The 13,430-nt window shown below is 67.3% G+C and carries 12 protein-coding genes; 3 read left to right on the forward strand and 9 right to left on the reverse strand.

Going from position 1 to position 13,430, the window contains the following annotated elements; all coding sequences use genetic code 11:
• Positions 1-7: 7 nt before the first annotated feature.
• The 3 genes from V0Z78_RS13080 to V0Z78_RS13090 form a co-directional block, all read right to left on the reverse strand.
• On the reverse strand, positions 8-1,318 hold the full coding sequence (locus V0Z78_RS13080; RefSeq protein WP_336345078.1) for a M28 family peptidase: 1,311 nt from the start codon (positions 1,316-1,318) through the stop codon (positions 8-10).
• Between the two features lie 200 nt (positions 1,319-1,518).
• Positions 1,519-2,928 (reverse strand): FAD-binding oxidoreductase, encoded by a 1,410-nt coding sequence (locus V0Z78_RS13085; RefSeq protein ID WP_409338703.1) that lies wholly within the window; start codon positions 2,926-2,928, stop codon positions 1,519-1,521.
• Between the two features lie 248 nt (positions 2,929-3,176).
• On the reverse strand, positions 3,177-3,431 hold the full coding sequence (locus tag V0Z78_RS13090) for an MTH865 family protein (protein WP_336345080.1): 255 nt from the start codon (positions 3,429-3,431) through the stop codon (positions 3,177-3,179).
• A gap of 114 nt (positions 3,432-3,545) precedes the next feature.
• On the opposite strand from V0Z78_RS13090, the gene V0Z78_RS13095 reads away from it, so the two are divergent.
• Positions 3,546-4,610: a polyprenyl synthetase family protein gene (locus V0Z78_RS13095; RefSeq protein ID WP_336345081.1), complete on the forward strand. Its 1,065-nt coding sequence runs from the start codon at positions 3,546-3,548 to the stop codon at positions 4,608-4,610.
• 86 nt (positions 4,611-4,696) lie between these two features.
• Here the strand turns inward: V0Z78_RS13095 and V0Z78_RS13100 are convergent, their stop codons facing one another.
• Complete coding sequence (locus V0Z78_RS13100) at positions 4,697-5,095, reverse strand: hypothetical protein (RefSeq protein WP_336345082.1); 399 nt, start codon at positions 5,093-5,095, stop codon at positions 4,697-4,699.
• A gap of 132 nt (positions 5,096-5,227) precedes the next feature.
• Between V0Z78_RS13100 and V0Z78_RS13105 the strand changes: the two genes are divergently transcribed.
• Complete coding sequence (locus V0Z78_RS13105; RefSeq protein WP_336345083.1) at positions 5,228-6,346, forward strand: M42 family metallopeptidase; 1,119 nt, start codon at positions 5,228-5,230, stop codon at positions 6,344-6,346.
• Positions 6,347-6,390: 44 nt separating this feature from the next.
• Positions 6,391-7,179 carry a halocyanin domain-containing protein gene (locus V0Z78_RS13110; protein ID WP_336345084.1) on the forward strand — a complete coding sequence of 263 codons (789 nt, stop codon included), beginning with the start codon at positions 6,391-6,393 and terminating at the stop codon, positions 7,177-7,179.
• A 161-nt stretch (positions 7,180-7,340) separates the two neighbouring features.
• Here the strand turns inward: V0Z78_RS13110 and trkA are convergent, their stop codons facing one another.
• The 5 genes from trkA to V0Z78_RS13135 all read right to left on the reverse strand — a co-directional run bounded on the left by trkA (position 7,341) and on the right by V0Z78_RS13135 (position 13,429).
• On the reverse strand, positions 7,341-8,678 hold the full coding sequence (gene trkA, locus V0Z78_RS13115) for a Trk system potassium transporter TrkA (protein ID WP_336345085.1): 1,338 nt from the start codon (positions 8,676-8,678) through the stop codon (positions 7,341-7,343).
• 66 nt (positions 8,679-8,744) lie between these two features.
• Positions 8,745-9,275 carry an SRPBCC family protein gene (locus tag V0Z78_RS13120; RefSeq protein WP_336345086.1) on the reverse strand — a complete coding sequence of 177 codons (531 nt, stop codon included), beginning with the start codon at positions 9,273-9,275 and terminating at the stop codon, positions 8,745-8,747.
• Between the two features lie 237 nt (positions 9,276-9,512).
• Entirely contained in the window at positions 9,513-10,346 is an 834-nt protein-coding gene (locus V0Z78_RS13125) for a TIGR00366 family protein (RefSeq protein ID WP_336345087.1), read from the reverse strand.
• A gap of 369 nt (positions 10,347-10,715) precedes the next feature.
• Positions 10,716-12,044, reverse strand: coding sequence for a polysaccharide deacetylase family protein (locus tag V0Z78_RS13130; RefSeq protein ID WP_336345088.1), 1,329 nt, complete (start codon positions 12,042-12,044; stop codon positions 10,716-10,718).
• A gap of 101 nt (positions 12,045-12,145) precedes the next feature.
• The gene (locus tag V0Z78_RS13135; RefSeq protein WP_336345089.1) at positions 12,146-13,429 is read right to left on the reverse strand and encodes a nickel pincer cofactor-dependent isomerase, group 22; all 1,284 of its coding nucleotides are present in this window, start codon (positions 13,427-13,429) and stop codon (positions 12,146-12,148) included.
• Between the last annotated feature and the right edge of the window lies 1 nt (position 13,430).

The raw sequence follows: 13,430 nt of genomic DNA on the forward strand, positions 1-13,430 counted from the left end.
TGCGGGATCAGTCGTCGTACGGCCAGTCGCCGATCACCCGCATGCCCTCGGCCTGGTTCTCGTCCTCGAGGTCGGCCTCGATCGCTTCGGGCGAGCGGCGTTCGATCTCGACGTCGTCGCGCGCGAGGTGGACGACGAGTTCGGTCAACAGGATCGCCTGCTCGCGCAGGTCCCGGACCTCGATCTTCTCGAGCGTGTCGGCGAACGTGTGGCCCCAGCCCCGGCCCTGCTCGCCGGTGTCGCTCATCACGTGGTAGCCGGGCACCCCCCACTGGACGAACGGCCAATGGTCGCTGTGGGGGCCCTGCTGGGGAATCGTCTCGACAGGGTGGCCGAAGCGCTCGCCGATCGTCTCGGCGGCCTCGCGCAGCTCGGGAAAGCCGTGAGTGGAGAACTCGAGGGTTCGTCCGCGGACGACCCCGTCGTTGTTGACGATCGCCTCGATCGCGTCGTGGTCGGCGTTCGCGGCGTAGTGCTCCGAGCCGATCAACCCCACTTCCTCGGCGCCGTAAACGACGAACTCCACTCGGGTCTCGAGTTCGTCCTCCCGATCGACCAGCGCGTTCGCGAGTTCGACGACCATCGCCGTCCCCGCGCCGTTGTCCGCCGCGCCCTCCGCGATGTCGTGGGCGTCGACGTGGCTCGTGACGAGCAAGCGCTCGTCGGTCTCGGGGCCCAGTTCGGCGTGGACGTTCTGACTCGTGGCGTCGCCGATCTCGGCCTCCACCCCCACCGCGAGTTCGTCGCCCTCGAACCGACGGGCGAGGCGTGCACCCACCTCCGAGCTCACGCCGACGGCCGGGATCGCCCCGATCGGCTCCTCCGGCGTCCCGACGCTTCCCGTCGGGGGGAGACAGCCCTGGACGTGGTTTCGGTAGACGAACGCCGCCGCTCCGCCCTCGACCGCGTAGTAGTACTTCTCGCGGCGGTGGATGTACCGGTCGTAGTGGTCGGGGACGTCGCTTCTGGCCATCACGACCTTTCCCTCGACGTCGCTCTCCTCGAAGTCCTCCGGCAGGCCGTAGCCCAGATCGACGAACTCCCCCTCCGCCTCCTCGCTCGGGCTGCGTGGGAGCGCGATACAGTCCTGGACCGTCTCGCCGGCGCGGATCTCGCTCGTTCCGCGCTCCCAGCCCTGGATGGGGAACTCCTCGATCGAGGCGTCGCGAGCGCCCGCCTCCGAGAGTGCCTCCCGGGTGAGTTCGGCGCCGCGTCGCTCGCCCTCGGTGCCGGCCATCCGATTCCCGAGGTCGACGAGGTCCTCCAGGTGGTCCCAGCCGGTCGTGCTGGTGAACGTCCGTCCGATCCAGTCGGTCATGCTCCCGCGTGACGCCGGCGCGGGCCTAAGCGTTTCGAAGCGAAACCGGAGGACTCGCGGCTTCCCGGACGGAACACGGCGACGTTGTCGACACGCACGGGTATGCTGAAAACGGCGTACCGAACGACGGGCGCGTGTCCCTACGAACGTTCGGTGAAGGATCGTCGACCACTACAGACGAAGACGCCATCGGGAGGAGATCAGACCGCCGGCCGTACGTTCTGGTTGAGGTGGAATACGTTCTCCGGATCCCACTCGGCCTTGACAGCGACCAGTCGCTCGTAGGCGTCCGTCCCGAAGGCATCGTGGATGCGCTGTTCGCCCTCGTCGTGGCTGATGAAGTTGACGTATGTTCCGCCGGTCGCGTGTGGCGTTAGGGCGTCGAACAGATCGCGCGCCCAGGCGATGTGGACGTCGTCCTCGGCCGCTTCGCGCCAGCGCGACTGGACGTTCACTACCCATTCGGCGTCCCGATGCTGGTACGGGGTCGATCCAGCGGGCCGCCGCGAGATCTCGCCCCCGAGCGCCATCATGCCGATGGTGGTCTCCGGGGAGACGATCGTAATGGCGTAGTCACACATGGCGTCGATGGCCTCGCCGCTCATCTCCGACAGGTAGTGTGCCTTCCAGTAGTTGCGCGCACCGGCGTCGGTCGCCGCGTCGAACATGGTCTGGAACGTCGCGTACGGTTTCGGTCCGACGGCGTCGACGATGGGCGACCCGATCCCACGGATGGGTGCGAGCGCTTTCTCCCCTGCCTCCACGCTGCCGGCATACATCACCACCACCATCAGCACCAGTTCGCCGTGAACCTCCTCCGGAAGGAACGGTGCGGGCGGCGCTTTGCGGATCGCCATGAGACACGCGACCTCGTCGGGCGCCTCGCGGACGGCCGTCGCGACCTCGCGCATCACTGCGGGGGCGTCCGCGAAGTCGTAAGCGATCGGTCCCGCTAAAACGGTCGACTCGAGTTCGTGGAGATCGAACTCGAAGGCCGTTACGACGCCGAAGTTACCGCCGCCGCCGCGAAGCGCCCAGAACAGGTCGGGGTTCTCGTCCTCGCTGGCCGTGACGAACCGCCCGTCGGCGGTCACCAACTCGACCGATCGAAGGTTGTCGACCGTCAGCCCGAACGCCCGCGAGAGGTACCCGAATCCACCGCCCAGCGTCAGACCGGCGATGCCCGTCGAGGAGACGAACCCACCCGGGAGAACGAGCCCGTGTGCCTGGGTTTCGACGTCGACGTCGTGGAGGAGGGCGCCGGGTTCGATCCAGGCAGTCTTGGCCTTCGGATCGACGCGGACGGATCTCATCGCGGAGCAGTCGATCATCAGGCCGCCGTCACAGACGGCGTTCCCGGCGACGTTGTGCCCGCCGCCGCGAACGGCGATCTCCAGGTCGTGTTCGTGGGCGAACGCGATCGCCGTCATCACGTCGCTCGCGCCGAGCGGCCGGACGACGACCGCCGGCGCCTTGTCGATCACCGCGTTCCAGATCGAACGCGCCTCGTCGTATCCGTCGTCGGTCGAGACCAGCACGTCACCTCTGAATTCGGTTCTGAACGCTTCGATGACGGTCTCCGACGGTGGTGTAGTTGCTGCTATCGGCATGACCTACATCATAGATCATTGGATACCTCGGAGCATAGTCTAGTATGACTCCGTTCCGATAGCTTCCATGGGGAGCACAGTAGGCTCTACGAACGACCCCGACTCCGACTGAAGCGACAGGAGACGTACGGGCACGGTCCAACGGCGACCGTGACCGCGAGCGACGACCGAATCGGTCGTGAAGGGTTCATACGAGTGGTGTGAGGCGGTGGGCTGACGGTACCGGCCGGGACGTGACGAGTGCGGCGTCAGATCATCCCTTCCTCCTCGAGGCCGGTCATCACGTCGTCGACGAGCGAGTCGGGATCCTCGTAGGGGAACTCCTGGTGACCCGACAGCCGGCTGGCGATCTCCATCGCGGTGAAGCTGGTGTCGCCGGACTCGAACTTCGTCGCGGGACCGTTGGGCAGCGCGGGGACGAGGTCCATCTGGTTCTTAACGGGATAGTCGGCGCCTTCGAAGGCGTCGTACAGCTGCGAGCGGAGTTCGTCTCTGTCGGCCATCGGCCGTGTGTGTACGCGCATCGGACAAAAAGGGTTCGGGAACGACTGGGAACGGGGGGGGATCGACGGCGACGGAACTGAAGCTTTTTGACCGCGCCGGTCGAGTCCCGCGGTATGCGGGACGTTCTAGCCGAGTGGCGACCGGTCGTCGATCGAGCGCTCGAGGAGCTCCTGCCCCGCGAGATCGACGAGGACTACCTCGCCGAGTGGTTCGGGCCGGCGAGCTACTGCCACGATCCAGACGCGATTCAGCGTGCGCTCTCGGACCCGATCTGGGACCTGCTCGATCGGGGCGGGAAGCGCTGGCGGGCGGTCGTCTGTCTGCTCCTGCTCGACGGGTTCGGCGCGGATCCCGAGGACCACCTGCTCTACGCCTGCATTCCCGAGCTCCTCCACAACGGGACGATCATCGTCGACGACGTCGAGGACGGCGCAGAGATGCGCCGGGGCGAGCCCGCGCTCCACCACCGGTTCGGACAGGACGTCGCGCTCAACGCGGGCAACGCGATGTACTTCCTACCGCTGAAGGTGATCAACGCGAACCCCGGCGACCTCGACGCGGAGACCCAGCTCGCGGCGTACGACATGCTGATCTACGAGCTGAACCGCACCCACCTCGGACAGGGCATGGACATCTACTGGCACCGGAACCGGGAGGCGACCGTCGAGGAGGCGGAGTACCTCGAGATGTGTGCGTGCAAGACGGGCTGTCTCGGGCGGATCGTCGCGCGCCTCGCCGCGATCCTCACCGACCAGCCCGACGAGGTCGAGCGCGAGGTCGCCGCCTACGCCGAGGAGATGTCGATCGCCTTCCAGATCGGTGACGACATCCTCGACGTCGAGAACAGCCTCGAGCAGGCCGGCGAGTTCGGCAAGGCCTTCGGCAACGACATCCGCGAGGGCAAGCGGACCCTGATGGTGATCCACGCACTCGACAGCGTGGAGCAACGGGAGGCCGACCGGCTCGTCTCCATCCTCCACGCCGAGGAGAACTCGCGCGAGGAGGTCCTGGAGGCGATCGAGATCCTCCAGACCGCCGGCAGCATCGAGTACGCCCGCGAACGGGCGCTCACGTTCGCCGAGTCCGCACGCGGCCACCTCGCGAACGTTCCCCTCGAGGAGGAGCGTGCCGACCAGCTCGCGTCGTTCACCGCGTTCGTCATCGAACGGGACGCGTGAGACGTGCCGTTTCCATCATCTACTCCCTCCGCCGGAAGGGACACGGACGTCCGTTCTCCGCTCGCGAGCCGCCGGAGAGCCGTCGGTCAGCGGGACGGCCCGTCGACGAACCGGTAGATCAGTATCGGAGTGGCGCCAACCACTAGCACCACCGACGAGAACCACACCCAGATGGGGACGAAGCGACCGCTCGCCGACTCCACGAGACCGCCGACCACGCCGACGACGACGAGACCGCCGACCACCGATCCCGCTACCGCCGCCGGTCGGGAATCGCCGGTGCGATACGAGTACAGACCCACGACGACCACTCCGAGGCCGGTCGTGACGGCGATGCCCTTCGCCACGAGCATGACGAAAGCGAGGGCCCCGCTGGACGAGGGGAGATACGCCACCGGAAGGACCGCGACGAGAACTCCGAGCGCGGAGACGAGAAACGGGAGGCGATCGGGAAGGACGCCCTTGGCAGCCGATTCACGTCTCATACCGCGTCTTCCCCGCTATCTCGGTAAATCCTTTCCGTCGTCTCAACGAACGAGCACCAGTGTACGTATCTGGCCGGCTCCATCGAGAGGGTCCCCTCGTGATTTATGCCGGCCGACCCGCCATGAACGCGTATGGCGGACGACCCCCACTTCGACTTCGACTTCGACCTCCTGAAACGCCTCACCGAGGAACGCGGCGTCCCCGGCTACGAGGACCGCATCCGCGGGATCGTCCGCGAGGAGCTCTCGGGAGCGGTCGACGAGATCCGCTCGGACGCGATGGGCAACGTGATCGGCACCGTCGAGGGCGACTCCGAGTTCTCGGTGGCGGTCGCAGCACACATGGACGAGATCGGCTTCATGGTCACGCACGTCGACGAGGACGGGTTCGTCTCGGTCGACCCCCTCGGCGGGTTCGACGCGCGGGTGTTGAAGGCCCAGCGGGTGACCGTCCACACCGAGGTTCCCGAATCCGAGTCCGAGGAATCGGGAGCCAGCGAGACGCCGTCTCGCGCTGACGGCGACCTCCCCGGCGTGATCGGCTCGCCACCGCCACACACGCTCGACGAGGAGGAACGCGAGCGAACCCCGAAGGTCGAGGACGTCCGCATCGACCTCGGGCTCCCCGCGGAGGAGGCCGACGAGCGCGTCTCGCCGGGTGACCCCGTGACGCTCTCTCAGACCACCGAACGCGTCGGCGAGCACGTCACCGGCAAGGCGCTCGACGACCGGGTGAGCGTCTTCGCGATGATCGAGGCCGCACGCCGGATCGAGGATCCCACGCCGACGATCCACTTCGCCGCCACCGTCCAGGAGGAGGTCGGCCTCCGAGGGGCTCGTGCCCTGGGTGTCGATCTCGATCCCGATCTGGCGATCGCGCTCGACGTGACCGTCGCGAACGACGTCCCCGGCTTCGAGGCCGGCAAGTACGTCACCGAGTGCGGCGAGGGGACGGCGATCAAGCTGAAGGACTCGAGCGTGATCACCAGCCCGAAGGTCCACCGCCGTCTACGCGAGGTCGCCGAGTCGGAGTCGATCCCCCACCAGTTCGAGATCCTGCCCGCCGGCGGCACCGACACCGCGGGCTTCCAGACGCCCGCGGGCGCCAAACCGGTAGGTGCGATCTCGATCCCTACCCGGTATCTCCACACCGTTACCGAGAGCGCCCACGCGGAGGACGTCGCGGCGACGATCGACCTTCTAACGGCGTTTCTCGAGAGCGAAACGGGGGAGCGGGACTACGCGTTCTGAGGCAAACCAACATATTCAGTACGGGGCGTTCCCAAGCCCCGCGTATGATCGAGGACGACGAGAATCCGAAGGACCTCTCGCGCCGATCGTTCATGCGGGAAACGGCGTTCGGCGCCACCGCGGCTACCGGAGCAGCCGCCGCGAGCGGGGTGGCGAGCGCACAGGAGGAAAACGCGAGTGGCAACGAGAGCGGCGGGGGGAACGAGAGCGGCGGGGGGAACGAGAGCGGAGAAGGGAACGAAAGCGGCGGCAACGAAAGCGGTGGCGGCAACGAGAGTGGCGGCGCGAGCGGTAACGTCGAGCCCGCCTGGCCGTCGTTCGTCACGGACGCGAACAACTACGACGGCACCGAGGACCTCCGCGGCCAGGAGGAGGCCACCGTCGAGGTCGGCGCCGGCGACGACGGATTGGCGTTCGCGCCGCCGGCGGTCTGGGTCGACACGGGCACGAACGTGATCTGGGAGTGGACCGGCGAGGGCGGCGGCCACAACGTCGCGGCGGTCGAAGGGGGAGAGTTCGCGAGCGAGGTCACCGACGAGGCCGGGTTCACCTTCGAGAACACCTTCGAGGAGGGGGGCATCACCACGTACGAGTGTGAGCCCCACACCGGACAGGGGATGCACGGCGGCGTCGCCGTCGGCGAGGACATCGAGACCCAGGAGGTCCAGTCAGAGGGTGGCGGCGAGGGTGGGGAGGACGCCGGAGGCGTCCAGCTCCCGGGCGCGGCGCGGGCGGTCGGGGTCGCGCTCACCGTCGCGCTGGGCTCGACCCTCGGCTTCGCCTACATGTTCATGCGATACGGTGGCGACTACGAGGGCGACCAGGTCGAGTAGGTCGCGAGCGACCCCTCGATCGGGAGGATGCGACCAGCACTTCGGACGGACGACAGATACGTACCGCACCGACGGAATCGGATCCCGAGATCCGAGCCCGCCGGTGGATCGGGGCCGCTCGCCGACGTCCTCCACGAGACCGCTGGAGAGGTATTACCGACTCACAGCGCTGCCGTGACGGCGTCGACGAACTCGGTCTTCATGAACGCGACGACGTGATCTCCCGGCTCGATGACGGTCTCCCCACGAGGGATGATACACTCGCCGTCACGGGTGATCGCGCCGATCACCACCTCCGTCGGGAGATCGGCCATCGCGTCGGCGAGGCTCCGGCCGGCGAGGATGCTCTCGTCGTCGATCTCGATCTCGAGGATCTCCGCCCGGTCGTTGTGCACCAGCGAGACGTTCTCCGCCCGCCCCTCGTGGGTGAAGCGGGTGATCTCCTCGGCGACCACCTCGCGGGGGTTGACCGCGGCGTCGACGCCGACCGCCTCGAAGAGATCGACGTAGTCGCCGTGTTCGACCACCGCGTCCGCCCGTCTGGCACCGAGCTGTTTCGCGAGCAGCGAGATCAATAGGTTGGTCTCGTCGTGGGTGAGCGCGCTCACGACGACGTCGGCCTCGTCGATGTGCTCGCGCGAGAGGAACTCGATGTCGGTCGCGTCGCTCTCCATGACCATCGTCTTCGGGAGCCGTTCGGCGAGTTCTCGCGCCCGGTCGTGATCGGACTCGATCAGCCGGGGACGCAGACCGCGCTCCTCGAGCATTCGGGCGGTCTGAAAGCCGATCTCGCTGCCCCCGATGATGACGATCTGCTCGGCCGAGTCGGGCGTCTCGGTCGGCGTCAGTTCGGCCGCGAACCCCTGGACGCTCTCGGGGCTGCCGATGACGACGACGTAGTCGTCCGCCGAGAGGACGGTCTCCCCGCTCGCGATCTCGACGTCGTCCTCGCGGATCACGCCGACGAAGGTGAGCGAGTCGAAACGATCGGCCTCCGCGACGGTGTGGCCGGTCACGGGACTGTCCTCGGGGATCTGGAATTCCGCCATCTGGACGGCCCCGCCTGCGAAGCGGTCGACGTCGCGGGCCGCCGGCAGGCCGATGAGGGCGACGATCGCCTCCGCGGCGAGCAGATCGGTACAGACCATGAAGTCGACGCCGAACGCCTTGTCCGAGCGCTCCCAGGTGTCGAGCAGGTCCGGCTTCTTCACCCGCGCGATCGTGAAGACGTCGCTCACGGCCTTCGCGGCGCTGCAGGCGACGATGTTGGTCTCGTCGTTGTCGGTGCTCGCGATCAGCATGTCGGCCTCGTCGATGCCGGCCTCCTCGAGAACCGGCACGGAGGTACCGTCACCCTTGATCGGGAGGGCGTCGACCGAGTAGGTCAGCTCGTCGACGCGGTCGCCGTCGACGTCGATCACGACGACCTCATGGGTATCGGACAGATCGGCCGCGATGGAGGAGCCGACCTCTCCCGCGCCGATGATGATCACCCGCACGAAACCACCGATAGTGTCATTGTCGCGCGGTTCGGTGCCGCCGCGTATGGGTATTTCCCTTCGGCCTCAGATCGAGTCCGGTTTCTGGTGGACGACCAGTTCGATCGGGCGGGACTCGCCCTCGAGGTCGGCAACGACCCGTTCGACGACGCGTTCGGCCTCCTGGAGGACGAGGGGTTTGACCTTCGATATCACCCAGCCGATCGAGACGAGCCGGGGAAGGTCGATCGCGCTTCCGTCGGCCGAGCCGGGGTCGAAGCCGACCTCCAGACGGATCCGGGAGGCGGTCTCGTACCCCTCGGGCGCCTCCTCGGGCACCTCCTCGATCGACCACCGGCCCCGAGCGTCGATGTCCTTGACGAGCCGCCAATCGATGCTGTGTGGGGGATCGACCGCCGTCACCTCCGACCGGGCCGTGTGGGTGATCTTCCACCACGCCAGACGGAGGTCGTACTGCGTGCCGGGCGAGCCGTCGCCGTGCTGGCGAACGTCGGTGAGGTACTTGGAGTAGTTCGCGTATCGGGGGAAGTCGATGAGGAACTCGTAGACCTCCTCGGGCGGCAGATAGACGACCGTGCTCAGTTCGACTTCGTCCACGCCCCCAGTACCGCGGAACGCGAAGTAAGCGTTGGGATTCGGTGGCTCCGGTCGCTACGTCGACCCGGGAAGGTCGCCTCCCTCCGTGGCGACTGTGGGGTTCGGCTCGCGGAACCGACCGAAGGGCGCCAACCGCGGTTCACCATCGCCCCGACTCAGGGTCGTTCAACGCGTTTTTCCGGGACGTAGCGATGAGGCGACCGCTCGGTGGAACGGCCGATCGAGCGGAGAACCGAATCAGAACACCAGCACCAGCGAGAGGATCACCACGGAGACGTAGAGGGTGATCACCGCCGCGTAGCGGACGAACTCGCGCCAGTCGAACCCGCCGATCGAGAGAACTCCGAGAAAGAGGAAGCCGAGCCAGAGGTTCGAGAGCCCCGCACCGTACATGGCGGCCACAAGCGAGGTGACGAGCTCCGTCTCGCCGACCAGCACCGGTCCCGCCACGACCCAGACCGAGCCGGGATCGGGGATGAGGAGACCGAGGCCGAGCGCCGTGAGGAACGATCCGACCGCGCCGGGCGCGAGCGCGCTCCCGACCGCCTCGTACAGCCCCGCCTCCGAGAGGAGCGCAAAGACGACCGCGTACAGCATGAACGGGATCGCGACGTGGTTCGCCCACCGGGTCGTCCGGGTGGTCTTCGACCGGAACGCCATGGGGCGGACGTGAACCAGCAGCCCCAGCATCATGAGGAAGAAGAGCAGCCACAACAGCGTCAGCGCTCCGCCGGTGGCGAAGTAGAGCCCGACGGAGGCCATTCCGATGACCACCGCCACCATCGAGATGAGGGGGGACTGTTCGAGGACGTCGGCCGCGGTGTACTTCTCGCGCGGCGGCGGAGAGTAGTGATCGAGCGTCTCGGCGATGCTGGCGTCGAACAACGGATCGCCGTCCAGTGTCGTCCGGTCGGCCTCCGCATCGGGAGCCAGTGCGACCAGGATCAGCGGCAGCGTCAGCACCAGGACGACGTTGGAGAGGGCGTTCGCCGGATCGAGGACGAACGTCGTCATGCTGATCGAACCGGCGGCGTCGAGCATGAAGTTGACCGTCCCGGAGTCGTCTGCCATCACCAGCGCGCCCGGGCTCGAGGGCCCCTGGTTCGCGAGCACGAGCGGAGGTATCGCTGGACGAGTCGACTCGCGACGGCGCCGAGCGCGGTGAAGAACTCGCTGACGACCCGTCGAGGTCTCGACGCCATCAGGTGAACCCCCGCTTCGTACCGCCCGTCCGACGTTCATCGACCGATATCGCCCGACTCCGATGCGCTGGATACCCACCCATCCTCTGAGGGGACTCGACGCGACGTTAATGAAGATACTCGTTATTTTATTCTAGAGTGTGGTGTAATCATTCTCCGGAAGTCTCCGACGTCGCCCCTTCGACCGGACGACGGGCGTATACCGATCGACGGTCCCGAGGCGGTCGCCGGGGACGGTTCAACCCCGGTTCAGCTGGTGTCGCCAGAGGTCGCTCGTACGCAGGTGAGGGACGTCCTTCTCGTTGATGTAGGCCATCGTCTCGCGGAAGCCCTTCGGATCGATCCAGGTCTCGTGGCCCTCGATCACGTCGTGGTAGTAGAGGATCAGCGTGTCGGTCGGCACCGTCTCGTCCATCAACAGGTCCACCAGCTCCTTCGAACGCTCGGGATCGTCGCCCGGATGACGGTTCGCGGACAGCGGCGACGTGACGGTACGGTTGGTCGCGCCGCGCTGGCCGTGCGTGGCGAAGTAGTAGTAGTCCGCAGCGACGTCGACGGTCTCCGCGGTGAACGAGCCGAACGGGTAGGCGAACAGCCCGGCGGACTCCTCGAAGCCGTTCTCGAGCAGCCACCGCTTCGATCCCTCGAGCTCCTCGCGCTGTTCCTCGGGGGAGAGGTCGCCCAGTCGGGGGTGGGAGACCGTGTGGCTGCCGAACTCCCAGCCGTCGTCCTGCATCTCCCGCATCTGCTCGAGGGTGAGACTCCGGCTGTTGCCCACCCGGCCGGTGATCGTGAACACCGTCGCGGGGATCCCGTACTCGCGCATGATCGGATAGGCGGTGTCGTAGGTCGTCCGCAGCGAGTCGTCGAACTGGACGATCACGTGGGGATCCTCGGTGACCGGCACTGCGCGGATGTCGTCGACGTACCAGTCGACGTCGGTTCCGTACCAGGCGACGGTGAGATACGGTTCGTCGGCCGACTCCGCGTTCGAGCGAAACGTCACTCCGAGATCGTATCGAAGCCAGCCGGGCTCGTCGATCTTGTGGCGGCTGCGGAAGTGTAGCTGCTGGTCGTGTGCGGGGTCGTTGACGTCGAAGAACGGCGAGTAGTGGTCGCCGGGCGTCTCGACGTACGCCGCGAGCGAGAACGTCGTCCGCGAGAGGTCGTAGCCGTCGATCGGGATCCGCACGACGGTCCCCCCGTCGCCATCGGCGGTCAGATGCGCGCACTGCGAGCCGTCGTAGGTACGGTCCGTCTCGACCTCGAGCGATCCCTGGAGCACCTCCCACTCGTCGAGCGCCTCGCAGTCGCGCCACGACTCGCCGGCGTCCCGACAGCGGTCCCGTGAGTCCTCCTCGAGCCACAGCGTCGGTTCCCGGGGTTCCGGTTCCGGCTCCGGCTCGGTTTCGGACTCGGGGCTCGATTCCGATTCGGGGGCCGGCGACGCGCTCGCGACGTCGTCGACCTCCTCGCTCGAGTCACGCTCGAGACAGCCCGCGAGAGCCCCGGCACCGAGGATCGCTAGGACCGTTCGCCTGGTGGCGTTCGATCGGTGATCGTTCATAGGCGAATATAAGAAAACATACATATTTTACTAATGATGGGTTAATCGCCATCGGTTCGAGCGTCGTTCGGAGCCGTCCGGACTCGCCGAACGGCGCGGGTCTATCGATCCTCGAATCGGGGCGATCCGTCCTCGAAGACCAGTCGTTCGTGGCGAGTGGTCGAACAGTGCTCGGGGAGGTTCGCCGCCAGCGCCTCGGAGACTCGAAACCGCGAGAGATGGCCCGTGTCCTCGATCCAGGCGATGCGCGCCTCGGCGGGGTCGTACGAGCCGATCGTCGAGACCGCCGCGGTCAGCGCGTGCTCGTCGGTCGGCAGCGCGACCGGGAGGCGGGCCTTCGAGAGCGAACTGCTCGTTAGCGCGTTGGTGTAGACCTGATCCAGGTCCAGCGACTCGAGGACGTCGACGGTGGTGAGGTCGGCCAGCCCGATACCCTGGCCGTTGCCATGGGTCGCCTCGGTGAGCCCGCGGACGACGATTCGGTCGATCTCCGGCGACCCGGGCTCGTCGGCGTTGAGCACCTCGTAGCGACCGATCACGTTCGTGTCCATCCCCGCTCCCGAGACGTCCTTGCCGATGCGGTCGACGACCAGCACGTCGAGCGCGTCGAACGGGAGCGTCGGCATTTCCTCGCGCGCGAGCTCGAGGAGCGCCGGCTCGCGTTCGAGGATCCGATCCCCGGGTACGCCCTCGACGCGAGCCGTCTGGTCGTGGAAGTTCTCGACGATTGCGATCCCCCCTAGGACGGTCGTCGACTCGAGGATCCGCTCGAGGGCGTCGGTGAGGACGGGGACGTAGCCGCGATCCAGCGCCCGTCGGTGGATCGCCTGCGCGCCGCGGTGCTTGCCGAAACCGACGGCGAGCATCTTACAGAGCCCGCTCTCGATCGGGCCGTCGAAGTTCGTGTGGGGTTTCACGCGGTTGACCGCGAGGATCGCGTCGGCCTCGAGGGCCGCGCGTGCGAGGTAGACGGGTTCGTTCCCGGCGCCCACCGATTCGACCTCCATCCGGGCGTCGATCGGACAGTCGAGCGCCTCCTCGGTGAGTCCGATCCCCGCGAGCGTCTCGCGCTGGCCCTCGGGCGTCGCTCCACCGTGCGAGCCCATCGCGGGTACGACGACGGGATCGAACCCCCGATCGCGCAGTTCATCGATCGTCGCCCGCGCGACCGGGACGACGTCGGTGATGCCGCGACTTCCCAGACCGACGGCGACGGTCGCGCCTGCCGGGAGGTCCTCCAGCGGCAGGTCGCCAACTGCCTCGTGTGCGGCCGCGGCCGGGTCGTCACACTCGGGCGTCGGGGGGTCGTACTCGACGGTCGCGAACTCCGGGAACTCGACGGGGTCGAGCGTCCCCGTGATCGTCTCGGCGGCGGGAAACTCCATG

The organism is Halalkalicoccus sp. CG83, from assembly GCF_037081715.1.
GTDB classification, from domain to species: Archaea; Halobacteriota; Halobacteria; order Halobacteriales; family Halalkalicoccaceae; genus Halalkalicoccus; species Halalkalicoccus ordinarius.

Coding starts and splice junctions, on each gene's coding strand:
- V0Z78_RS13090 (WP_336345080.1), bottom strand. CDS start 3,431: ATGGCCGACAGAGACGAACTCCGCTCGCAGCTGTACGACGCCTTCGAA.
- V0Z78_RS13105 (WP_336345083.1), top strand. CDS start 5,228: ATGGCGGACGACCCCCACTTCGACTTCGACTTCGACCTCCTGAAACGC.
- V0Z78_RS13110 (WP_336345084.1), top strand. CDS start 6,391: ATGATCGAGGACGACGAGAATCCGAAGGACCTCTCGCGCCGATCGTTC.
- V0Z78_RS13100 (WP_336345082.1), bottom strand. CDS start 5,095: ATGAGACGTGAATCGGCTGCCAAGGGCGTCCTTCCCGATCGCCTCCCG.
- V0Z78_RS13135 (WP_336345089.1), bottom strand. CDS start 13,429: ATGGAGTTTCCCGCCGCCGAGACGATCACGGGGACGCTCGACCCCGTC.
- V0Z78_RS13080 (WP_336345078.1), bottom strand. CDS start 1,318: ATGACCGACTGGATCGGACGGACGTTCACCAGCACGACCGGCTGGGAC.
- V0Z78_RS13130 (WP_336345088.1), bottom strand. CDS start 12,044: ATGAACGATCACCGATCGAACGCCACCAGGCGAACGGTCCTAGCGATC.
- V0Z78_RS13125 (WP_336345087.1), bottom strand. CDS start 10,346: ATGGCAGACGACTCCGGGACGGTCAACTTCATGCTCGACGCCGCCGGT.
- V0Z78_RS13085 (WP_409338703.1), bottom strand. CDS start 2,928: ATGCCGATAGCAGCAACTACACCACCGTCGGAGACCGTCATCGAAGCG.
- V0Z78_RS13095 (WP_336345081.1), top strand. CDS start 3,546: ATGCGGGACGTTCTAGCCGAGTGGCGACCGGTCGTCGATCGAGCGCTC.